The following is a 19,944-nucleotide window of genomic DNA, read 5'->3' as shown; positions in this document are numbered from 1 at the left end:
TCTTGTCATTGTTCGCGCTGTACGCCGTACACGAAGCGCTACCAGAAACGCTGCTGATTGAGACGACTCAACCAGGTCAGGACGAAGCGGTCCAGCGCCATGCTGGCAGCCAGGCCGACACGCTCCTGCAGGCTCTTCTTCTGAGCGAAGTGCAGATGGAACAGTTCAGCCTCGGCGGCACGCTCGGCCAGGTACTGGTCGCTGGTCTTCAGCTCATCCACCAGCAGCCGCTCCTGCGCCGCCATGCCCAGCCAGACCTCGCCGGTGGCGATGGCATCGATATCCAGTTGCGGGCGATAGCGCGCGACGAAGCCCTTGAACAGCTCGTGCGTGGTTTCCAGGTCTTCCTGGAACTTCTCCCGGCCCTTCTCGGTGTTCTCGCCGAATACGGTCAGCGTACGCTTGTATTCGCCGGCGGTGAGCACTTCGAAGTCGATCTCGTGCTTCTTCAGCAGGCGGTGCACGTTCGGCAGCTGCGCCACAACGCCGATGGAGCCGAGGATGGCGAACGGCGCGCTGAGAATCTTCCCGCCGATGCAGGCCATCATGTAGCCGCCGCTGGCCGCCACCTTGTCCACGCATACCGTCAGCGGTATGCCGGCATCGCGGATACGCACCAGTTGCGAGGATGCCAGGCCGTAGCTGTGCACCATGCCACCCCCGCTTTCCAGGCGCAGCACCACCTCGTCATCGGCCTTGGCCATCGACAGCAGCGCCGTGACCTCGTGGCGCAGGTTCTCGGTGGCCGATGCCTTGATGTCGCCATCGAAGTCGAGCACGAACACCCGCGCCTTGCTCGACGGCGCCTTCTTCTCTTGCTTGGCCGCCTTGGCCTCGGCCTTGCGCACGGTCTTGAGCTGATCCTTCGACAGCACGCTGTGCTCGAGACGCTCGCGCAGGTCCTTGTAGAAATCGTTGAGCTTCTGCACCTGCAACTGGCCGTTGCCGCGTCGCCCCTTGCCGCGCGTGGCGGCCACCACCAGCAACACCGCGACGATGGCGACCAGCACGGTCAGGGTCTTCGCCAGAAAGCTGGCGTACTCGCTAAGAAACTCCACGGATCCCCCTTGGGTAATACAGCGGCGCCTGGGCGCACAAAGGCCCAAGCATACCGGCGCGGCAACGGGTCGGCCAAGCGCGATGGCGGTTCAGGAATGCCATACAAGCATTTCAAACAAGCGTATGTTTTTTCATTGACAGCCCCCGAGCTTCCTCATAACCTCGCGAAACCTTCAACGTGCCGAGACCGATACGGACGTGGGCAGCATTTACCTGATTCGACATGGCCAGGCTTCATTCGGTGCAGACGACTACGATGTCCTGTCTCCCGTCGGTGTACGCCAGGCCGAAGTGCTGGGCGAGCACCTCGAGCAGCTCGGCATCGCCTTCGATCGCTGCATCAGCGGCAGTCTGCGCCGCCAGCAGCATACGGCCACGTCGGCCCTGCAGCGCATGAGCAGTGCCCCGGCACTGGACATCGACGACGCCTTCAACGAGTTCGATGCCGACGCGGTGATCCGCAGCCTGCTGCCCGATCTGCTGCCCGAAGAACCCGAGGCGCTGCACATCCTGCGCAACGGCGCACAGAACCGTGCCGAGTTCCAGCGCCTGTTCGCCAAGCTGATCCAGCGCTGGGTATCGGGCGAGCACGACACGCCCGAACTGCAAAGCTGGCAGGCCTATGTCGAGCAGGTCGCTGGCGGCCTGCAGCGGATTCTCGAACAGGCCCACAGCAAACAGAACATCGCCATCTTCACGTCCGGCGGCACCATCACCGCCCTGCTGCGCCTGATCACCGGCGTACCGGCAGAGAAGGCCTTCGAACTGAACTGGCAAATCGTCAACACCTCGCTCAGCCTGCTGAAGTTTCGCGGCAGCGAGGTAAGTCTGGCTTCCTTCAACAGCCATGTGCATTTACAGCTGCTGAAGGCGCCGGAGCTCATCACCTACCGTTGAGCTCCAGCCCACTGCGGCCATCAGGCTGCGCGAAAAACCCGAGAAAAGGATAAGACCATGAGCGTTGCTGACATCGTCCAAACCATGCAATCCAAGTTCAACGCCAGCGCCGCTGCGGGCCTGGATCTGGTATTCCAGTTCAACATCGAAGATGGCGAGAACTACGCGCTGATCGTCAAGGATGGCACCTGCGCCATCGAACAAGGCGACAACCCGAACGCCAACGTGACCCTGATCATGGACAGCGAAACCCTCAAGGGTATCGTCAGCGGCGAAACCGACGGCATGCAGGCCTTCATGGCTGGCAAGCTGCGCGCCGAAGGCGACATGATGCTGGCGATGAAGCTGGGCGAACTGTTCCCGGTCTGATCGGCGAGCCGAGCGCAAGACACGAAAACCGGAGTCCTGGACTCCGGTTTTTTATTGCCCGGCATCCTGGGCGGCACCCTTGCAGACTGCCTCCAGGCGACGTCAAAAGCGTTCTCCTTGAATTTTTTCCACACCGGTGCACTGGCGAACGGCTCAGCGCGAAGATGACTGATCAGGCAGTTTGATCGTGGTGCAACACGCCCGCCTATAACGGCGCGTATTGCTTGTGACAGCCTGAGTGCAGCATTAGATTAGCCAATTATCTAGGGCACCCATCATAAGTAGAAGGGATAAGCATGGCGCTCACTGACCAGTCCACCCGTATCCGCTCAGGCGAAGAGCTCGACGCCAGCGTCATCGACGCCTACCTCAAGGCCAACATTCCCGGCCTGAGCGGCGAAGCCAGGATCAGCCAGTTCCCTGGCGGCGCTTCCAACCTGACCTACCTGATCGAGTACCCGCAGCAGGAGTTCGTCCTGCGCCGTCCGCCGTTCGGCCACAAGGCCAAGTCGGCGCACGACATGGGCCGCGAGTACCGCATCCTCAACCAGCTCAACGCAGGTTTCCCCTACTGCCCCAAAGCCTACGTGCACTGCACCGACGACGCGGTGATCGGCGCCGAGTTCTACGTCATGGAGCGCGTCAAGGGCATCATCCTACGCTCCGAGATGCCGGCCGAGCTGAACTTCACCCCGGAGCAGACCAGTGCCCTGTGCAAGAGCTTCATCGACAAGCTGGTGGAGCTGCACAACGTCGATTACAACGCCTGCGGCCTGGGTGACCTGGGCAAGCCCGAGGGTTACGTCGAGCGTCAGATCAAGGGCTGGAGCGATCGCTACGAGAAAGCCCTGACCCCGGATGCGCCGACCTGGGAACCGGTCAAGGCCTGGCTGAACGACAAGATGCCGGCCGACCATCACAAGCCGGGCATCGTGCACAACGACTACCGCTTCGACAACGTCATCCTCGATCCGAACAACCCGATGCAGATCATCGGCGTGCTCGACTGGGAAATGACCACCATCGGCGACCCGCTGATGGACCTGGGCAACACCCTGGCCTACTGGATCGAAGCCGGCGACCCGGCGCCGGTGCAGCTGATGCGCCGCCAGCCGAGCAACGCCCCCGGCATGCTCACCCGCCAGCAGTTCGTCGACTACTACGCCGAGCAGGCCGGCATCGAGATCAACAGCTTCGATTTCTACTACACCTACGGCCTGTTCCGCCTGGCCGGCATCGTGCAGCAGATCTACTACCGCTTCTATCACGGCCAGACCCAGGACAAGCGCTTCGCCCAGTTCATCCACATGAACAAGCTGCTGGAACAGATGTGCCTGCAGGTCATCGGCAAATCCACTCTCTAACCCCGGGGTAACCACCATGTCCAAGACCCAACTGTTCGATCTCGACGGCAAGATCGCCTTCGTCTCCGGCGCCAGCCGTGGCATCGGCGAGGCCATCGCCAAGCTGCTGGCCCAGCAAGGTGCCCACGTGATCGTCTCCAGCCGCAAGATCGAAGGCTGCCAGGCCGTGGCCGACGCCATCGTCGCGGAAGGTGGCAAGGCCACCGCGATCGCCTGCCACATCGGCGAGATGGAGCAGATCGCCAGCGTCTTCGCGCAGATCAAGGAGCAGTTCGGTCGCCTCGACATCCTGGTCAACAACGCCGCCACCAACCCGCAGTTCTGCAATGTGCTGGACACCGACCTGGGTGCCTTCCAGAAGACCGTGGACGTGAACATCCGTGGCTACTACTTCATGTCCATCGAAGGCGGCAAGCTGATGAAGGAAAACGGGGGTGGCAGCATCATCAACGTCGCCTCGATCAACGGCGTCTCCCCAGGCGAGTTCCAGGGCATCTACTCGGTGACCAAGGCCGCGGTGATCAGCATGACCAAGGTGTTCGCCAAGGAGTGCGCGCAGTTCGGCATTCGCTGCAACGCGCTGCTGCCGGGCCTGACCGACACCAAGTTCGCCTCGGCGCTGACCAAGAACGACGCCATCCTCAAGCACGCCCTGCAGCGCATCCCGCTCAAGCGTGTGGCCGACCCGAGCGAGATGGCCGGCGCCGTGCTGTACCTGGCCAGCGAAGCCTCCAGCTACACCACCGGTGTGGCCCTCAACGTGGACGGTGGCTTCCTCTCCTGAGGCCCCGGCCAGAATGAAAAAGGCACCCGATGGGTGCCTTTTTCGTTTCAGGACGACCAGCCACACACACGGACCGGTTTCACTGACGCATCCCGCGACCACTGACCAGCAGGCGGATGCACAGCGTGTAGAGCGCTGCGGTGGCCAGCAACATGAAGCCGATGGCCACGCCGATGCGGATGTCCGACACCCCGAGGATGCCGTAGCGGAAGGCGTTGACCATGTGCAGGATCGGGTTGCCCAGCGAGACCGCCTGCCAGAACGGCGGCAACAGGGTGATGGAATAGAACACCCCGCCCAGATAGGTCAGCGGCGTCAGCACGAAGGTCGGAATGATCGAGATGTCGTCGAAGTTGCGTGCGTACACCGCATTGACGAAGCCACCGAGGGAGAAGATGGTCGCCGTCAGCAGCACCACCAGCACGGTCACGCCGAGGTGATGCACCTGCAGGTGGGTGAAGAACAGCGACAGCATGGTGACGATCACGCCCACCGCCAGCCCGCGCAGCACGCCCCCGACGACGAAGCCGATGAGGATGGTGTGCGGCGATACCGGCGACACCAGCAGCTCCTCGACGTTGCGCTGGAACTTGCTGCCGAAGAAGCTCGACACCACGTTGCCGTAGCTGTTGGTGATCACCGACATCATGATCAGCCCCGGGACGATGTACTCCATGTAGGTGAAACCGCCCATGTCGCCGATCTGCCGGCCGATCAGATTGCCGAAGATGACGAAGTACAGAACCATGGTGATCGCCGGCGGCAGCAGGGTCTGCGGCCAGATGCGCAGGAAGCGCCGCACCTCACGGTGGACGATGGTACGCAGAGCCACCAGGTTGGCGGCGAATTCGCTGTTGAGGTACTGGGTATTCATTGCGCCACCTTGGCCAGGTTCTTTTCCACCAGGGAGACGAACAGCTCCTCCAGGCGATTGGTCTTGTTGCGCAGGCTGAGCACCTGCACCTGCTGCTGCGCCAGTTGCTGGAACAGGGCATTGAGGCCCTGGCTCTTCTCCACCTGCACCTCCAGGGTGTGGTGGTCGAGCAGGCGCGCCGGGTAGCCGACCAGGTCAGGCGCCTCGCGGTAGGAGTCCTGCAGGTCGAGCAGGAAGGTCTCGACGTGCAGCTTCTTCAGCAGGTCCTTCATGCTGCTCAGCTCGACGATGCGGCCATGGTCGATGATGCCGATGTTGCGGCACAGCTGCTCGGCCTCCTCCAGATAGTGAGTGGTGAGGATGATGGTGATGCCCTGCTTGTTCAGGTCGGTGAGGAAGCTCCACATCGAGCGACGCAACTCGATGTCCACCCCGGCGGTGGGCTCGTCGAGAATCAGCAGGCGCGGCTGATGCACCAGCGCGCGGGCGATCATCAGGCGCCGTTTCATGCCACCGGACAGCTCGCGCGAGGCGACATCACGCTTCTCCCACAAGCCGAGCTGGGTCAGGTACTGCTCGGCACGCTCCTTGGCGATGGAGCGCGGAATCCCGTAGTAGCCGGCCTGGGTGACGACGATGTCGAACACCTTCTCGAACTGGTTGAAGTTGAATTCCTGCGGCACCACGCCCAGACAGCGCTTGAGCGCATAGGGCTCGCGGTCGAGGTCGTGGCCGAACACATTGACCGTACCGCTGCTCTTGTTCACCAGAGTGGAGAGAATGCCGATGGTGGTGGACTTGCCGGCGCCGTTGGGTCCGAGCAAGGCGAAGAAGTCTCCCTCGGCGACGTCCAGATCGATGCCGTGCAGGGCCTGGAAGCCGTTTCCGTAGGTCTTGGTCAACTGGCGAATGGTCAGGGCGGAGCTCATGAAGATGGGGTTTCCCGCGCGAGTGAGGTCGTTGAAGGCAGCTCTGAAAACATGGGCGAAGCAGTCAGCACGATACCGACGGCGGCCCTGCGAGAACAGGCGAAAAGCGCTCGCAGCCGCGCTGCAGATCAGCCGGGCCAGCAAAGCGTTTTCAGAGATGCCTTGTTGATGAGGGCGAAGAGGCGTGATTGCAACCAGGTGTTTCCGCTCTTCGCAGGCATGCACCCTACCGACCCTGGCGTGCGGAGAAAAGGCCGTCGTGACGATCTTGACTATCGACTCAGTCGATAACACCCGCCTCGCGCTGCATGTCGCCGCTGGGTCGCTGCGCGCCCGGCTCGAACAGATGCGGGTAGCAGTGGCGCAGATGGCCGAAGAACAGCTGCTCGGGCAGGTCCTCGAACTGGCCGTGGTCCTGCAGGTATTCCATGTAGCGCTCGCCCTGCTCGTTGTAGGGGTGGAAGACGCTGTCACAGGTACCGTCGAACGCCAGCGGCGCCACCTTGAACACCCGGCACAGCGCCTCGTTGAACGCAGGCGTGGCCTTGACCCAGCGACCATCGAGGTACAGCTCGGTATAGCCATGCATGGCGAACACCTCGCTGCGCAACAGCTCCAGCAGACGCGGGGTGGACAGGTGATTGCGCACGTCGGCCAGGCCGATGCGCGCTGGAATGCCGCAGTGCCGGGCGCAGGCCGCGAGCAGGATGGCCTTCGGCACGCAATAGGACTCCCCCGCCAGCAGCGCATGGCTGGCCTTCAGCGTCTGCGCATCGAGGCTGAAGGCATAGGGGTTGTAGCGAATCTCGTCACGCACGGCGAGATAGAGTGCGACAACCTGACTGCGCGGTTCTCGTGACGCACCACGGTAACGTTCGGCGAACTCGATTACCCTCGGGTGGTCACTGTCAATGAAGCGGCCGGGACGTAGGTAGGTCTGCATGGGGGCTCCTGAAGTTCGTTTCAGTGTAAGCCTGCCGATTGCGCCAACTTAACGACGATCCGGCCAAGCTCACCGCCCTTGCCGCCATTTGTGGCTATGCTCGGGGCGTCGCCCGCTCGAATCATGGAGGAATGCAAATGCTCGTCATCTGGTTGCTGGTTCTGCTACTCGGGGTCGTCTATCTGGCCCATAGCCGTACCGCCGCCCTGCCCGCGCTGGGCATCACCGCCGCCTACCTGCTGGCCATGGCTCTGTTCAGCCCGGTACCCGGCTGGCTGCAGCTGCTGCTGTGGATCGTCACCGGCGCGGTCGCCGCCTTCATCCTGCTCGGCGACCTCCGCCGGCAGCTGTTCACCAGCCCGCTGTTCGCCTGGTTCCAGCGCGTGCTGCCGCCCATGTCGAGCACCGAGCGCGACGCCATCGAAGCCGGCACCGTCTGGTGGGATGGCGAGCTGTTCAGCGGCAGACCGAACTGGGACAAGCTGCTGGCCTACCCCAAGGCCACGCTGAGCGAGGAAGAGCAGGCCTTCATCGACGGCCCCACCGAGGAACTCTGCGGCATGATCAGCGACTGGCAGGTCGGCCAGCAGCTGGACCTGCCGGAGAAAGCCTGGCAGCACATCAGACAGCACGGTTTCTTCGCCCTGATCATCCCCAAGGAGTACGGCGGCAAGGGCTTCTCCGCCTACGCCCACTCGCAGGTGGCGATGAAACTGGCCACCCGCAGCGGTGACCTGGCCTCCACCGTGATGGTGCCCAACTCGCTCGGCCCCGCCGAGCTGCTGCTGCACTACGGCACCGACGCGCAGCGCCAGCACTACCTGCCGCGCCTGGCCAGCGGCGAGGACATCCCCTGCTTCGCCCTCACCGGTCCGCTGGCCGGCTCCGATGCCGGCGCGATGCCCGACACCGGGATCATCTGCAAGGGCCAGTGGAATGGCGAGGAAGTCATCGGCCTGCGCCTGAATTGGGAGAAGCGCTACATCACCCTGGGCCCGGTCGCCACCCTGCTCGGCCTGGCGTTCAAGGCCTATGACCCCGAGCACCTGCTGGGCGATCAGGAAGACCTCGGCATCAGCCTGGCCCTGGTGCCCACCGACACCCCCGGCGTGGAAATCGGTCGCCGCCACCTGCCGCTGGGCGCCGCCTTCATGAACGGGCCCAACAGCGGCAAGGACGTGTTCATTCCGCTGGACTACCTGATCGGTGGCCAGGAGTACCTCGGCAAGGGCTGGATGATGCTGATGAACTGCCTGTCGGTCGGGCGCTCCATCTCGCTGCCGGCCGTCGGCACCGGCGCCGCCAAGTTCACCAGCCTGACCACTGGCCAGTACGCCCAGCTGCGCGAGCAGTTCAACGTGCCGCTGGCCGCCTTCGAAGGCATTCAGGAGGCCCTCGCGCGCATCGGCGGCAACGCCTGGCTGATGGACAGCGCGCGCATCCTCACCGCCAATGCCGTCGACCTGGGCGAGAAACCGTCGGTACTGTCGGCGATTCTCAAGTACCACCTCACCGAGCGCGGCCGCGAGTGCATCGGCCACGCCATGGACGTGCACGGCGGCAAGGGCATCATCATGGGCCCGAACAACTACCTGGCCCGCTCCTGGCAGGGCGCGCCGATCTTCATCACCGTCGAGGGCGCCAACATCCTCTCGCGCAACCTGATGATCTTCGGCCAGGGCGCCATCCGCTGCCATCCCTATGTGCTCAAGGAAATGGCCCTGGCAGACCGCGAGGACAAGGACCAGGCGCTGGCCGAATTCGACACGCTGCTGATGAGCCATATCGGCTTCGCCGTGGGCAACGCCGCCAGCAGCTTGCTCCTGGGCCTGACCCTCAACCGCCTGGGCCAGGTTCCCGGCGACGACATCAGCCAGCCCTACTACCGTGCGCTCAACCGCCTGGCGGCTGCGTTCGCCCTGTGTGCCGACAGCAGCATGATGCTGCTCGGCGGCGACCTGAAGCGCCGCGAGCGCCTCTCCGCACGCCTCGGCGATGTGCTCAGCCACCTGTATCTGGGCTCGGCGGCGCTCAAGCGCTATCACGACCTGGACTACCCGGAGGCCCTGCGGCCGCTGCTGCGCTGGGCCATGGAGGAAAACCTGTACCACGCCGAGCAGGCCCTCGATGAGTTGCTGGGCAACTTCCCCAACCGCCTGTTCGGCTGCCTGCTCAAGGTGCTGGTGTTCCCGCTGGGCCGCCGCCATCAGGGCCCGAGCGACGAACTGGATGCCGAAGTCGCCGCGATCATTGGCCGCCAGGCCGGCGACCCGGCCCTGGAGTCGGTACTGGAAGGCTGCTACCGCCCGCAGGCCGACCAGGATTCGGTCGGCGCCCTGCAGCATGCGCTGAACCTGGTGCACGCCAGCCACGACGCCCGCAAGCGCCTGCACCAGGCACTCAAGGATGGCAGCCTGCAACCGGCCCCCGGCCAGGACGCCATCGAAGCGGCGATTGCCGCCGGCATTCTCGACGGCGAGCAAGGCCAGCGCCTGCAGGATGCCGAAGCGGCGCGGCGCCGCGTGATCGACGTCGACGACTTCGCCAAGGAAGAGCTCAAGCTCGGTCGCGGCAAGGTGCGCTGACAGCAGCCGGCACCAGGCCGGCAATCACCCGGACGGGACAGCGGGCGCCAGGAACTCTATACTCCTGCGCCCGTTTTACCCTTCAGGAAATCGCATCATGGCCAGCCATCTCGAACACCACCTCGCCCTGCTCAACCACCTGCGCGGCATCCTCGTCGCCCTGGGCGAAGCCGAACAGGTGCTCGACGACAGCCACGCCCTGTTCCTCGAACGTTACGACGAACTGCTCGCCGAACTGCCGCGTGATCCGGTCTCCAGCCAGTACCTGGGCCAGGACCTGATCAGCCAGGTGTTCAACCGCTACCCGCAGATCGCCCATCTGGTGCCGCGCGACCTGCTGTGGTTCTTCGGCGGTGATTGCCTGCACTTCATGCCGGACGAGGAAATTGCCCTGTACCAGACGCTCGATGAACGCCGCTTCGCCGCCGAAGAGAACGGCGAGCCGTTCGACTGGCACCAGGAAAAGCAACTGCTGACGCTGCCCACCGACGGCGCCCGGCACTGATCCGCACCTGAATGCACCACGAGTCGTCATGTCGCAGGTCGTGGCGATGACAGCGCGCAGGTTTCGTGCATAAATACCCCCACCAGTATTTATGAGGATCGATCATGCGCACCCTGCTGCTCGCCGCCCTGCTTACCAGCGACACCCTGTATGCCGCCACGCCCTGGCAAGACGACGCAGCCAAGCAAATACCCGCGTTCGCCGAACAGCTGCTCGGCACCGTGCGCCAGGCCATCGCCGATGGCGGGCCGGGTGCAGCGGTCCAGGCCTGCCACGCACTGGCGCCGCAGATCGCCAGCGAACACAGCCGGCAGGCCTGGCAGATCGGCCGCACGTCACTGAAGGTACGCAACCCGGACAACGCCCCCGATGCCTGGGAGCGCCGCGTACTGCACGATTTTGCCGCCGCAGCCGCCAGCGGCACGCCCGTCGCGCAGCTGCGCCATGCCGAGGAAGTCGACGGGCAGTACCGCTACATGCAGGCCATCGCCGTCGGCGAGCCTTGCCTGGCGTGCCACGGTGCGACGATCAGGACAGAGGTAGAGAATGCGATTGACCAGTACTATCCGCATGATCAGGCCCGCGGCTACCAGCTTGGCGAACTGCGCGGCGCCTTCACCCTGAGTCGCCCCATCGCACAGGACACGCCATGACCGAACCTACCGACCTGCACGCACGCATGCTCGAGCAGCAACAAGCGATGCTCAAACGCCTGGCCCGGGTCGAGGGCCAGATACGCGGCATCCAGGCGATGATCAGGCGCGGCGAGGATTGCGCCGCCATCGCCCAGCAGTTCTCGGCGGCGCGCAGTGCGCTGGACAAGTCCTATCGGCTGATGCTCACCTGCCTCATCGAAGAAGCCATGCTCGACCCGGAGCAGGACACCGAAGCGTCACTGCAGCGCGTACGCGAAATCTTCACCAAGTACACCTGATCCCCCTCTCCGGCGTGCGTTCGAGTCCGCCGGATCTGGCAAAGCCAAGTCATTCAACGACTTGCAGGACGGTTATGGCCGTCCTGAACAAGGCCACCCCCGCTTATTCCATATCAATCTATGCATAGAACCAAAACACAGTTAAGCTCTTTCTTAATTACATACTCCCACGGGTATAAGAAGGAGCCTGGTCATGCAGCCCGATGTCGTCGAATTCTTCGATCCTGCCACCTACACCTACAGCTATGTGGTCATTGACCCAGCCTCGCAGCATTGCGCGATCATCGACTCGGTGCTGGACTACGATGCCGCCTCCGGGCGCACCTCGCACGCCAGCGCCGAGCGCATCGTCGCCTTCGTCAGGGCACGCGGCCTGCACGTCGAGTGGCTGCTGGAAACCCACGTGCACGCCGATCACCTCTCCGCCGCGCCCTTCCTCAAGCGCGAACTGGGCGGCCAGTTGGCCATCGGTGAGAACATCAGGGTGGTGCAGAACACCTTCGGCAAGCTGTTCAACGCCGGCAGCGAGTTCGCCACCGACGGCAGCCAGTTCGACCGCCTGCTTCGCGATGGTGACGAGTTCCGCATCGGTGAGCTGCGTGGCCGGGCCCTGCACACCCCTGGCCATACCCCGGCCTGTATGACTTACCTGATCGGCGACGCCGGCTTCGTCGGCGACACGCTGTTCATGCCGGACTACGGCACCGCGCGCTGCGACTTCCCCGGCGGCGATGCCCATGTGCTGTTCCAGTCGATCCAGAAGCTCTTCGCCCTGCCCGACGACACCCGCCTGTTCATGTGCCACGACTACAAGGCACCGGGCCGCGACGATTTCCGCAACCAGACCACGGTCGCCGAACAGCGCGCGCACAACGTGCACGTTCATCAGGGCATCGCCGAGGCCGATTTCGTCGCCATGCGGCGCGAGCGCGACGCCACCCTGGGCATGCCCAACCTGATCCTGCCCTCGGTACAGGTCAACATGCGCGCCGGTCAGCTGCCGCCGGCCGAAGGCAACGGCACCCGCTACCTGAAGATCCCGCTCGACGTGCTCTGAGGTCATCACCATGGAATCGCTCAAGCGCCTGACCCCGTTCATCGCCGTGGCAGCCCAGTTGCAGCCGGCGGACATGGGCATGCTCGCCGCTGCCGGTTTTCGCAGCGTCATCAACAATCGCCCCGACGGCGAAGAGCAGGGCCAGCCCGGCTCCGCCGAACTGGCGGCCGCCGCCCAGGCCAATGGCCTGGAGTACTACCACCTGCCCGTGGTTTCCGGACAGATCGGCGATGACGACGTCAGCGCCTTCAATGCCCTGCTGACACAGGCGCGTGGCCCGCTGCTGGCGTTCTGCCGAAGCGGCACTCGCTCGACCAGCCTGTGGGCGCTGAGCGAGGCCCACCACCTCGACCCGCAGGTGCTGCTCAGCACCGCAGGCGAGCACGGTTACGACCTCAGTGGGCTGGCGCCACGCCTGCAGCAGCGCTGGCAGCAGGCGCCGCTGCCCCAGGCGCAGTCCGCCAGCACGCCCACCCAGCGCTACGACGTGGTCGTGGTCGGAGGCGGCGCGGCGGGCTGTGCGGTGACTGCCAGCCTGTTCAAGCGCAACCCCGAGCTGCGCATCGCGGTGATCGAACCGCGTGAGCAGCACTACTACCAGCCGGGCTGGACCCTGGTCGGCGCCGGCGTGTTCGATCGTGCCCGCACCGAGCGCCCGATGGCGCGCTGCATTCCCCATGGCGCGCACTGGATCCACGCGGCGGTGGCCGGCTTCGAGCCGGAGCAGCAACGGGTGGTGCTGGAGGACGGCAACCGGATCAGCTATCGCGCCCTGGTCGTGTGCCCCGGCCTCAGCCTGCACTGGGATGGCATCGAAGGTCTCAGGGAGACGCTGGGCAAGAACGGCGTGACCTCCAACTACCAGTTCGAACTGGCGCCCTATACCTGGCAACAGGTACAGAACCTGCGCGAGGGCCGCGCCCTGTTCACCCAGCCGGCCATGCCGATCAAATGCGCGGGAGCGCCGCAGAAGGCCATGTACCTGTCGTGCGACTGGTGGCTCAAGCAGGCGGTGCTGGCGCAGATCGACGTCGAGTTCTGCTCGGCAGGCGCGGTGCTGTTCGGCGTCGCGGCCTTCGTTCCGCCGCTGATGCAGTACGTCGAGCGCTATGACGCACAGCTCAACTTCAATACCGATCTGATTGCCGTCGATGGCCCCGCCAGACGGGCGTGGTTCCGGCAGACCGATGCCAATGGCGAAAGCCGGACAATCGAGAAGACCTTCGACTTCCTGCATGCCGTCCCACCCCAGCGCGCCCCCGAGTTCATCCGCCAGAGCCCGCTGGCGGGTGCCGATGGCTGGCTCGAGGCCGATCACGAAACCCTGCGCCACCCGCGCTTCGGCAACGTCTTCAGTCTGGGCGACGTCTGCGCGGCGCCCAATGCGAAAACCGCAGCCGCCGTGCGCAAGCAGGCCCCGGTCGTCGCCGAGAACGTGCTGGCGCTGCTCGCTGGCCGAGGCCCACAGGCGATCTATGACGGCTACGGCTCCTGCCCGCTGACGGTGGAGCGCGGCAAGGTGGTGCTGGCCGAATTCGGCTATGGCGGCAAGCTGCTGCCGACCTTCCCCCTGGACCCGACCGTGCCGCGCCGCCTGGCCTGGGACCTGAAGGTGAAGATGATGCCTGGCATCTACTTCGACCTGATGCTCCGGGGCCGCGAGTGGCTGGCCGAGCCCAGGCACCTGCCGCATCAGCCCCTGGCGGTGGAGGCACCCGCAGCGTGTGACTTCGACAAGGAGCAGAAATGAAGCTGAGCCACTGGCTGCCCTGTCTGCAATGGGGGCGGGCGTACAACCGCGCCAGCGCCTCGCAGGATGGACTGGCCGCGGTGATCGTCACGCTGATGCTGATCCCGCAGAGCCTGGCCTACGCCATGCTCGCGGGCCTGCCGCCGGTGACCGGTCTGTACGCCAGTATCCTGCCGCTGCTGGCCTATGCCGTGTTCGGCACCAGCCGCACCCTGGCCGTCGGCCCGGTGGCCGTGGTTTCGCTGATGACCGCCGCCAGCCTGGCACCGCTGTTCCCTGCCGGCAGCCCCGAATACATCGGCGCCGCGATGCTGCTGGCCTTGCTCTCGGGCCTGCTGCTGGCCGCGATGGCCATGCTGCGCCTGGGTTTCGTCGCCAACTTCCTCAGTCATCCGGTGGTTTCCGGCTTCATCAGCGCCTCCGGCATCCTCATCGCCGTCGGCCAGCTCAAGCACCTGCTGGGCGTCTCCGCCTCCGGCGAGAACCTGCTGCACCTGCTGCCAGAGCTGCTGCAGGCACTGCCACAGACGCACTGGCCCACCCTGATCATCGGCCTGCTCAGCCTTGCCTGGCTGGGATGGGCCAGGGGCTACCTCAAACAGACGCTGCAACGCCTCGGGCTGTCGGCGCAGCTGGCCGGCAACCTGGCCAAGGCCGGGCCGGTGCTGGCCATCGTCGTCGCGATCATCGCGGTCAGCCTGCTGCACCTGCAGCAGGCCGGGGTCAAGGTCGTCGGCAGCGTGCCCCAGGGCCTACCCGGCCTGACACTGCCGACGCTGAACCTGGAGCTGGCCGTGCAACTGCTGCCGGCCGCGCTGCTGATCAGCCTGGTGGGCTTCGTCGAGTCGGTCTCCGTCGGCCAGACGCTGGCGGCGAAACGCCGCCAGCGCATCCAGCCGGACAACGAGTTGCTCGGCCTGGGAGCGGCGAACCTTTCCGCAGCCTTCAGCGGCGGCTTTCCCGTCACCGGCGGCTTCGCTCGCTCGGTGGTCAATTACGATGCCGGGGCGCAAACCCCCATGGCCGGCGTGTTCACCGCCATCGGCATCGGCGTCAGCGTGATGCTGCTGACGCCCCTGCTGCACAACCTGCCGCAAGCGGTGCTGGCAGCCACCATCATCGTCGCGGTGCTCAGCCTGGTGGACCTGCGATCGCTGCGCCATACCTGGCGTTACTCGCGCCAGGATGGCGCAGCGCAGGCCGCGACCCTGTTCGGCGTGCTGCTGATCGGTGTCGAAGCCGGCATCCTCATCGGCGTCGGCCTGTCGCTGCTGCTGTTTCTCTGGCGCACCAGCCAGCCGCACATGGCCGTGGTCGGCCAGGTACCGGGCAGCGAGCACTTTCGCAACGTCGAGCGCTTCGCCGTGGTCGAGTCACCCAGCGTGCTGTCGCTGCGTGTCGACGAGAGCCTCTACTTCCCCAATGCCCGCTATCTGGAAGACCGTATCGGCGAGCTGATCGCCAGCCGCCCGCAGGTGCGTCACCTGGTGCTGATGTGTCCGGGCGTCAACCTGATCGACGCCAGCGCCCTGGACTCGCTGCACGCCATCGTCGAGCGCCTGCATGCGGCCGGCGTGCAGTTGCACCTGTCCGAGGTCAAGGGACCGGTGATGGATCAGCTGCGCCGCTCCGACTTCCTCGAACGCTTCGCCGGCCAGGTATTCATCAGCCAGTTCCAGGCGCTCAAGCACCTGGCGCCGCAGCTGACCCGGGAGACCCTGGAGCGTGCCGATACTCCCTCCCCCATACGCGACGAAAGGAACGTTTCATGAAAAGCGCACATGACCTGGTGGCCGCTGCCAGGAGCCGCATCGACGAAGTCGATCTGCCGCAGGCTGACGCGGCCATCCGGGCTGCCGACCTGCTGATCGACGTGCGAGAGGCGGACGAGTTCAGCGCGGCGCACATTCCCGGCGCCGTCCACATCCCTCGCGGGCTGCTGGAGTTCAGGCTGAGCAACGACCCGCAACTGGCCAACCGCGACCTCAGGCTGGTGCTCTACTGCAAGAACAGCGGACGCTCGGCGCTGGCCGCCGACGCCCTGCGGGAAATGGGCTACCGCCAGGTGCTTTCCCTGGCAGGCGGTATCGATGCCTGGCAGGCCGCCGGACGCGACGTGCTCGCCCCCAGCCTGCCGGAATTCGACTGAAACGGCCCGTGACCGGGAACGCCTGTCACCGTCGGCAGGCTAATCGCGGTTCTACTGACCTGCATCAATCCCCGGCACTTCTATACTCCCCCAGGTAATCAGTAACATTAGGACACACACTGCCAGCGAGCGTTGCCCGCTCAGGGCCGCCCGCTGCCGGCAAGGAGCTCCTGGATGTCCACACGCCAACCCTCCGCCTCCGTATGGCGCATCCCGCTGGTACGCGAGATCGCCGTGATCCTGCTGATCAAGCTGACCCTGCTGCTGAGCATCAAGGCCATCTGGTTCAACGAGCCGACCGTCCCCGGCGACGGCCAGCAACGCGTCGAGGCCCACCTGTTCGGCCCCGCTGCCACCCCCTCTTCAATACCCACCGAGGAGAAACCGAGATGATCTCGGAATCAGTCGTCGACCTGTCACGCCTGCAGTTCGCCATGACAGCGATGTATCACTTCATCTTCGTCCCCCTGACCCTGGGCCTGGCCTTCCTGCTGGCGATCATGGAGTCGGTCTACGTGATGACCGGCAAACAGGTCTATCAGGACATGGTCAAGTTCTGGGGCAAGCTGTTCGGCATCAACTTCGCCCTGGGCGTCACCACCGGACTGACCATGGAGTTCCAGTTCGGCACCAACTGGGCCTACTACAGCCACTACGTCGGTGACATCTTCGGCGCGCCACTGGCCATCGAAGGGCTGATGGCCTTCTTCCTCGAATCCACCTTCATCGGCCTGTTCTTCTTCGGCTGGGATCGCCTGTCCAGGCTGCAGCACCTGACCGTGACCTGGCTGGTGGCACTGGGCTCGAACCTCTCGGCGCTGTGGATCCTGATCGCCAACGGCTGGATGCAGAACCCGGTGGGCGCCGAGTTCAACTTCGAGACCATGCGCATGGAGCTGACCGACTTCGGCGCCCTGCTGTTCAACCCGGTGGCCCAGGTCAAGTTCGTGCACACCGTGGCGGCCGGCTACGTCACCGGTTCGATCTTCGTCCTGGCGATCTCCAGCTACTACCTGCTGAAAAAGCGCGACCAGGGCTTCGCCCGCCGCTCCTTCGCCATCGCTTCGGCCTTCGGCCTGGCCTCGATCCTCTCGGTGATCGTCCTGGGCGACGAATCCGGCTACGAGATCGGTGACGTGCAGAAGACCAAGCTGGCCGCCATCGAAGCCGAGTGGGACACCCACCCGGCACCGGCCGGCTTCACCCTGTTCGGCCTGCCCAACCAGCAGGAGCAGCGCACCGACTATGCGGTGAAGATTCCCTACGTGCTGGGCCTGATCGCCACCCGCTCGCTGGATGAAGAGGTCAAGGGCATCAAGGACCTGCTCATCGAGCACGAGGCACGCATCCGTACCGGCATGAGCGCCTACGCGCTGCTGGAGCGTCTGCGCGGCGGCGACAAGTCGGCAGAGACCATCGCCGCCTTCAACGAGGTCAAGAACGACCTGGGCTACGGTCTGCTGCTGAAGAAGTACACGCCGAACGTGGTCGATGCCAGCGAAGCGCAGATCAGGCAGGCGGCGCTGGATACCATCCCCAACGTGTTCAGCCTGTTCTGGACCTTCCGCATCATGGTCGCCTGCGGCTTCCTCATGCTGGCGCTGTTCGCCTGCGCCTTCTGGGCCTCGGCGAAGAAGAACGAGGAAAGCAAACCCTGGCTGCTGAAATGGGCGCTGTGGAGCCTGCCCCTGCCGTGGATCGCCGCGCAGACCGGCTGGTACGTGGCCGAGCATGGTCGCCAGCCCTGGTCGATCGGCGAAGTGCTGCCGACCCACCTGTCCGCCTCCAGCCTGTCGACCGGCGACATCTGGGGCTCGCTGACGGCGCTGATCGCCTTCTACAGCCTGCTGCTGGTGGTGGAGATGTACCTGATGATCAAGTTCGCCCGCCTTGGCCCCTCCAGCCTGCACAGCGGACGCTACCACTTCGAGCAACAGCAGCCGGCCCACGCCTGAGGACTTCGTCATGTTCGACTACGAAACACTGAAACTCGTGTGGTGGGTGCTGATCGGCGTGCTGCTGATCGGCTTCGCCCTGACCGATGGCTTCGACATGGGCGCCATGGCGCTGATGCCCTTCGTGGGCAGGACCGACAACGAACGCCGCGTCGCCATCAACACCATCGCCCCGCACTGGGACGGCAACCAGGTATGGTTCATCACCGCCGGCGGCGCGCTGTTCGCTGCCTGGCCAATGGTCTACGCGGTGGCCTTCTCCGGGCTGTACTGGGCGATGCTGCTGGTGCTGTTCGCCCTGTTCTGCCGGCCCGTCGGCTTCGACTACCGCAGCAAGGTCAGCGACCCGCGCTGGCGCAGCGCCTGGGACTGGGCCCTGTTCGTCGGTGGCGCGGTGCCTGCGCTGGTATTCGGCGTGGCCTTCGGCAACCTCTTCCTCGGTCTGCCGTTCCAGCTCGACGACATGATGCGTTCGACCTACCACGGCTCCTTCTTCGCCCTGCTCAACCCGTTCGCGCTGCTCTGTGGCGTGGTCAGCCTGAGCATGCTCTGCGCCCATGGCGGCGCCTGGCTGATGCTGCGCACCGAGGGTGACCTGGCAGCACGTTCGCGCCGCGCCACCTACCTCTGTGCCCTGGTATTCCTGGTTGGCTTCCTTCTCGCTGGCAGCTGGCTGGCCATGGGCATCGAAGGCATGACCCTGGCCAGCGCCGTGGATGCCGGCGCCGCCCTGAACCCGCTGAACAAGCAGGTGATCGCCGACAACGCCGGCTGGCTCGGCAACTATGCCCGTTACCCGGTGACCCTGGTCGCCCCCGTACTGGCCCTGCTCGGCGCCCTGCTGGCGATTCTCGCCAGCACCTGGCGACGCGCCGGCCTGGCCTTCGCCGGCAGCAGCCTGATGATAGTCGGGGCCATCTGCACCGCAGGCTTCGCCCTGTTCCCCTTCGTCTTCCCCTCGAGCCTCGATCCGGCCTCCAGCCTGACCCTGTGGGACGCGGTATCGAGTCGCAAGACCCTGGGCATCATGTTCGTCGTCGCCTGCATCTTCGTTCCGCTGATCCTCATCTACACCCTGTGGGGCTACGTGAAGATGTGGGGCAAGCTCAACGAGCAGAGCATCGAAGCCAACCCCCACGGCCTGTATTGAGGAGAAACGCGATGTGGTACTTCACCTGGATTCTTGGCGTGCTGCTGGCCTGCAGCTTCGGCATCATCAACGCCCTGTGGCTGGAAACCACCCAGGACCTCGACACCGAGAGCGAGCATGAGTGAACTGGCCCTGAGCGAGCGCGCGCCACTGCGCGCGCTCTCCTGGCTGCTGGCGGTGCCCATGGCGCTGGTGCTGCTGATCCATCCCGGCGCCATGCTCGACAGCCAGGGAGGCTACAGCCATTCGCTGCTGATGCTGGTGATGTGGGGTGTGTCCTGCGCCTTCATCCACGGCGTCGGCTTCACGCCGCGCCTGCGCCTCTGGCGCACGCTGTTCTCGCCCTGGCTGGGCTGGGGACTGTGCGGGCTGGGCTATGCCCTGCTGGGCCTGGCACAAGCGACCTGAAGGAAAATCGCAGAAACGAAAACGCCGCTCGAATGAGCGGCGTTTTCGTTTATTTGGAGCGGGAAACGAGACTCGAACTCGCGACCCCGACCTTGGCAAGGTCGTGCTCTACCAACTGAGCTATTCCCGCGGTACAACTTGAAGTGGCGTCCCCTAGGGGACTCGAACCCCTGTTACCGCCGTGAAAGGGCGGTGTCCTAGGCCACTAGACGAAGGGGACCTGGAACTTCGT

21 protein-coding genes and 2 tRNA genes are annotated in these 19,944 nt (G+C 64.8%); 17 read left to right on the top strand and 6 right to left on the bottom strand.

Translation table 11 applies throughout. From position 1 onward, the window contains the following. Positions 1-38 precede the first annotated feature (38 nt). Positions 39-1,058 carry a protease SohB gene (gene sohB, locus EWH21_RS11645; protein WP_037051861.1) on the bottom strand — a complete coding sequence of 340 codons (1,020 nt, stop codon included), beginning with the start codon at positions 1,056-1,058 and terminating at the stop codon, positions 39-41. Positions 1,059-1,257: 199 nt separating this feature from the next. Here sohB and EWH21_RS11640 point away from each other — a divergent pair, with 199 nt between their 5' ends. The 4 genes from EWH21_RS11640 to EWH21_RS11625 all read left to right on the top strand — a co-directional run bounded on the left by EWH21_RS11640 (position 1,258) and on the right by EWH21_RS11625 (position 4,473). Next, the gene (locus EWH21_RS11640) at positions 1,258-1,956 is read left to right on the top strand and encodes a histidine phosphatase family protein (RefSeq protein ID WP_277700553.1); all 699 of its coding nucleotides are present in this window, start codon (positions 1,258-1,260) and stop codon (positions 1,954-1,956) included. A gap of 57 nt (positions 1,957-2,013) precedes the next feature. Next, positions 2,014-2,325, top strand: a complete 312-nt coding sequence (locus tag EWH21_RS11635; protein ID WP_037051859.1) for an SCP2 sterol-binding domain-containing protein — start codon at positions 2,014-2,016, stop codon at positions 2,323-2,325. Positions 2,326-2,621: 296 nt separating this feature from the next. Next, positions 2,622-3,689: a phosphotransferase family protein gene (locus EWH21_RS11630; RefSeq protein ID WP_037051858.1), complete on the top strand. Its 1,068-nt coding sequence runs from the start codon at positions 2,622-2,624 to the stop codon at positions 3,687-3,689. A gap of 16 nt (positions 3,690-3,705) precedes the next feature. Then, entirely contained in the window at positions 3,706-4,473 is a 768-nt protein-coding gene (locus EWH21_RS11625; protein ID WP_277700552.1) for an SDR family oxidoreductase, read from the top strand. A 79-nt stretch (positions 4,474-4,552) separates the two neighbouring features. Here the strand turns inward: EWH21_RS11625 and EWH21_RS11620 are convergent, their stop codons facing one another. From EWH21_RS11620 to EWH21_RS11610, 3 genes are all read right to left on the bottom strand, one after another. Beyond that, a complete protein-coding gene (locus tag EWH21_RS11620) occupies positions 4,553-5,347 on the bottom strand; it encodes an ABC transporter permease (protein ID WP_037051856.1) in 795 nt (264 codons plus the stop codon). Further along, positions 5,344-6,276 (bottom strand): ABC transporter ATP-binding protein, encoded by a 933-nt coding sequence (locus EWH21_RS11615; RefSeq protein ID WP_037051855.1) that lies wholly within the window; start codon positions 6,274-6,276, stop codon positions 5,344-5,346. The genes EWH21_RS11620 and EWH21_RS11615 overlap by 4 nt, the downstream gene beginning before the upstream one ends. 280 nt (positions 6,277-6,556) lie before the next feature. Then, on the bottom strand, positions 6,557-7,219 hold the full coding sequence (locus tag EWH21_RS11610; RefSeq protein ID WP_277700551.1) for a transglutaminase family protein: 663 nt from the start codon (positions 7,217-7,219) through the stop codon (positions 6,557-6,559). Between the two features lie 137 nt (positions 7,220-7,356). On the opposite strand from EWH21_RS11610, the gene EWH21_RS11605 reads away from it, so the two are divergent. From EWH21_RS11605 to EWH21_RS11545, 13 genes are all read left to right on the top strand, one after another. Then, a complete protein-coding gene (locus EWH21_RS11605) occupies positions 7,357-9,804 on the top strand; it encodes an acyl-CoA dehydrogenase (RefSeq protein WP_277700550.1) in 2,448 nt (815 codons plus the stop codon). A 94-nt stretch (positions 9,805-9,898) separates the two neighbouring features. Further along, positions 9,899-10,309, top strand: a complete 411-nt coding sequence (locus EWH21_RS11600; RefSeq protein ID WP_134675946.1) for a PA2817 family protein — start codon at positions 9,899-9,901, stop codon at positions 10,307-10,309. Between the two features lie 104 nt (positions 10,310-10,413). Further along, the gene (locus EWH21_RS11595; RefSeq protein WP_277700549.1) at positions 10,414-10,962 is read left to right on the top strand and encodes a DUF3365 domain-containing protein; all 549 of its coding nucleotides are present in this window, start codon (positions 10,414-10,416) and stop codon (positions 10,960-10,962) included. After that, on the top strand, positions 10,959-11,243 hold the full coding sequence (locus EWH21_RS11590) for a metal-sensing transcriptional repressor (protein WP_037051846.1): 285 nt from the start codon (positions 10,959-10,961) through the stop codon (positions 11,241-11,243). Before EWH21_RS11595 ends, EWH21_RS11590 begins: the two co-directional genes overlap by 4 nt. A 193-nt stretch (positions 11,244-11,436) precedes the next feature. Then, the gene (locus EWH21_RS11585) at positions 11,437-12,300 is read left to right on the top strand and encodes an MBL fold metallo-hydrolase (RefSeq protein ID WP_277700548.1); all 864 of its coding nucleotides are present in this window, start codon (positions 11,437-11,439) and stop codon (positions 12,298-12,300) included. Between the two features lie 10 nt (positions 12,301-12,310). After that, positions 12,311-14,050 carry a bifunctional protein tyrosine phosphatase family protein/NAD(P)/FAD-dependent oxidoreductase gene (locus EWH21_RS11580; RefSeq protein WP_277700547.1) on the top strand — a complete coding sequence of 580 codons (1,740 nt, stop codon included), beginning with the start codon at positions 12,311-12,313 and terminating at the stop codon, positions 14,048-14,050. Further along, entirely contained in the window at positions 14,047-15,822 is a 1,776-nt protein-coding gene (sulP, locus tag EWH21_RS11575; RefSeq protein ID WP_277700546.1) for a sulfate permease, read from the top strand. Before EWH21_RS11580 ends, sulP begins: the two co-directional genes overlap by 4 nt. Further along, positions 15,819-16,199, top strand: a complete 381-nt coding sequence (locus EWH21_RS11570) for a rhodanese-like domain-containing protein (RefSeq protein WP_152488595.1) — start codon at positions 15,819-15,821, stop codon at positions 16,197-16,199. The genes sulP and EWH21_RS11570 overlap by 4 nt, the downstream gene beginning before the upstream one ends. 174 nt (positions 16,200-16,373) lie before the next feature. Further along, positions 16,374-16,592: a cytochrome oxidase putative small subunit CydP gene (gene cydP, locus EWH21_RS11565; protein WP_277700545.1), complete on the top strand. Its 219-nt coding sequence runs from the start codon at positions 16,374-16,376 to the stop codon at positions 16,590-16,592. Beyond that, positions 16,589-18,154 carry a cytochrome ubiquinol oxidase subunit I gene (locus tag EWH21_RS11560; protein ID WP_150609409.1) on the top strand — a complete coding sequence of 522 codons (1,566 nt, stop codon included), beginning with the start codon at positions 16,589-16,591 and terminating at the stop codon, positions 18,152-18,154. Before cydP ends, EWH21_RS11560 begins: the two co-directional genes overlap by 4 nt. 10 nt (positions 18,155-18,164) lie before the next feature. Next, complete coding sequence (cydB, locus tag EWH21_RS11555) at positions 18,165-19,304, top strand: cytochrome d ubiquinol oxidase subunit II (protein WP_277700544.1); 1,140 nt, start codon at positions 18,165-18,167, stop codon at positions 19,302-19,304. 11 nt (positions 19,305-19,315) lie between these two features. Beyond that, positions 19,316-19,429, top strand: coding sequence for a cytochrome bd-I oxidase subunit CydX (gene cydX, locus EWH21_RS11550; RefSeq protein WP_037051820.1), 114 nt, complete (start codon positions 19,316-19,318; stop codon positions 19,427-19,429). Further along, entirely contained in the window at positions 19,422-19,712 is a 291-nt protein-coding gene (locus tag EWH21_RS11545; RefSeq protein WP_037051816.1) for a cyd operon YbgE family protein, read from the top strand. The genes cydX and EWH21_RS11545 overlap by 8 nt, the downstream gene beginning before the upstream one ends. A 54-nt stretch (positions 19,713-19,766) precedes the next feature. On the opposite strand, the gene EWH21_RS11540 is transcribed toward EWH21_RS11545, so the two are convergent. Together EWH21_RS11540 and EWH21_RS11535 are read right to left on the bottom strand one after the other, a co-directional pair. Beyond that, positions 19,767-19,842 (bottom strand) — tRNA-Gly (locus EWH21_RS11540). Positions 19,843-19,856: 14 nt separating this feature from the next. Then, positions 19,857-19,932: transfer RNA gene (locus EWH21_RS11535), tRNA-Glu, on the bottom strand. Positions 19,933-19,944: the final 12 nt, after the last annotated feature.

Origin of the sequence: Pseudomonas sp. REST10, assembly GCF_029542605.1 — a bacterium.
Taxonomy (GTDB): Bacteria; Pseudomonadota; Gammaproteobacteria; order Pseudomonadales; family Pseudomonadaceae; genus Aquipseudomonas; species Aquipseudomonas khazarica.
This window is presented reverse-complemented; position numbering and strand designations above follow the sequence as displayed.

Bases quoted from the DNA above. Each gene is read 5' to 3' on its own strand.
- EWH21_RS11625 (WP_277700552.1), top strand. From the start codon at position 3,706: ATGTCCAAGACCCAACTGTTCGATCTCGACGGCAAGATCGCCTTCGTC.
- cydP (WP_277700545.1), top strand. From the start codon at position 16,374: ATGTCCACACGCCAACCCTCCGCCTCCGTATGGCGCATCCCGCTGGTA.
- EWH21_RS11630 (WP_037051858.1), top strand. From the start codon at position 2,622: ATGGCGCTCACTGACCAGTCCACCCGTATCCGCTCAGGCGAAGAGCTC.
- EWH21_RS11635 (WP_037051859.1), top strand. From the start codon at position 2,014: ATGAGCGTTGCTGACATCGTCCAAACCATGCAATCCAAGTTCAACGCC.
- EWH21_RS11605 (WP_277700550.1), top strand. From the start codon at position 7,357: ATGCTCGTCATCTGGTTGCTGGTTCTGCTACTCGGGGTCGTCTATCTG.
- EWH21_RS11580 (WP_277700547.1), top strand. From the start codon at position 12,311: ATGGAATCGCTCAAGCGCCTGACCCCGTTCATCGCCGTGGCAGCCCAG.
- EWH21_RS11620 (WP_037051856.1), bottom strand. From the start codon at position 5,347: ATGAATACCCAGTACCTCAACAGCGAATTCGCCGCCAACCTGGTGGCT.
- EWH21_RS11570 (WP_152488595.1), top strand. From the start codon at position 15,819: ATGAAAAGCGCACATGACCTGGTGGCCGCTGCCAGGAGCCGCATCGAC.
- EWH21_RS11545 (WP_037051816.1), top strand. From the start codon at position 19,422: ATGAGTGAACTGGCCCTGAGCGAGCGCGCGCCACTGCGCGCGCTCTCC.
- EWH21_RS11595 (WP_277700549.1), top strand. From the start codon at position 10,414: ATGCGCACCCTGCTGCTCGCCGCCCTGCTTACCAGCGACACCCTGTAT.
- cydX (WP_037051820.1), top strand. From the start codon at position 19,316: ATGTGGTACTTCACCTGGATTCTTGGCGTGCTGCTGGCCTGCAGCTTC.
- EWH21_RS11560 (WP_150609409.1), top strand. From the start codon at position 16,589: ATGATCTCGGAATCAGTCGTCGACCTGTCACGCCTGCAGTTCGCCATG.
- sulP (WP_277700546.1), top strand. From the start codon at position 14,047: ATGAAGCTGAGCCACTGGCTGCCCTGTCTGCAATGGGGGCGGGCGTAC.
- EWH21_RS11590 (WP_037051846.1), top strand. From the start codon at position 10,959: ATGACCGAACCTACCGACCTGCACGCACGCATGCTCGAGCAGCAACAA.
- EWH21_RS11610 (WP_277700551.1), bottom strand. From the start codon at position 7,219: ATGCAGACCTACCTACGTCCCGGCCGCTTCATTGACAGTGACCACCCG.
- EWH21_RS11585 (WP_277700548.1), top strand. From the start codon at position 11,437: ATGCAGCCCGATGTCGTCGAATTCTTCGATCCTGCCACCTACACCTAC.
- EWH21_RS11615 (WP_037051855.1), bottom strand. From the start codon at position 6,276: ATGAGCTCCGCCCTGACCATTCGCCAGTTGACCAAGACCTACGGAAAC.
- cydB (WP_277700544.1), top strand. From the start codon at position 18,165: ATGTTCGACTACGAAACACTGAAACTCGTGTGGTGGGTGCTGATCGGC.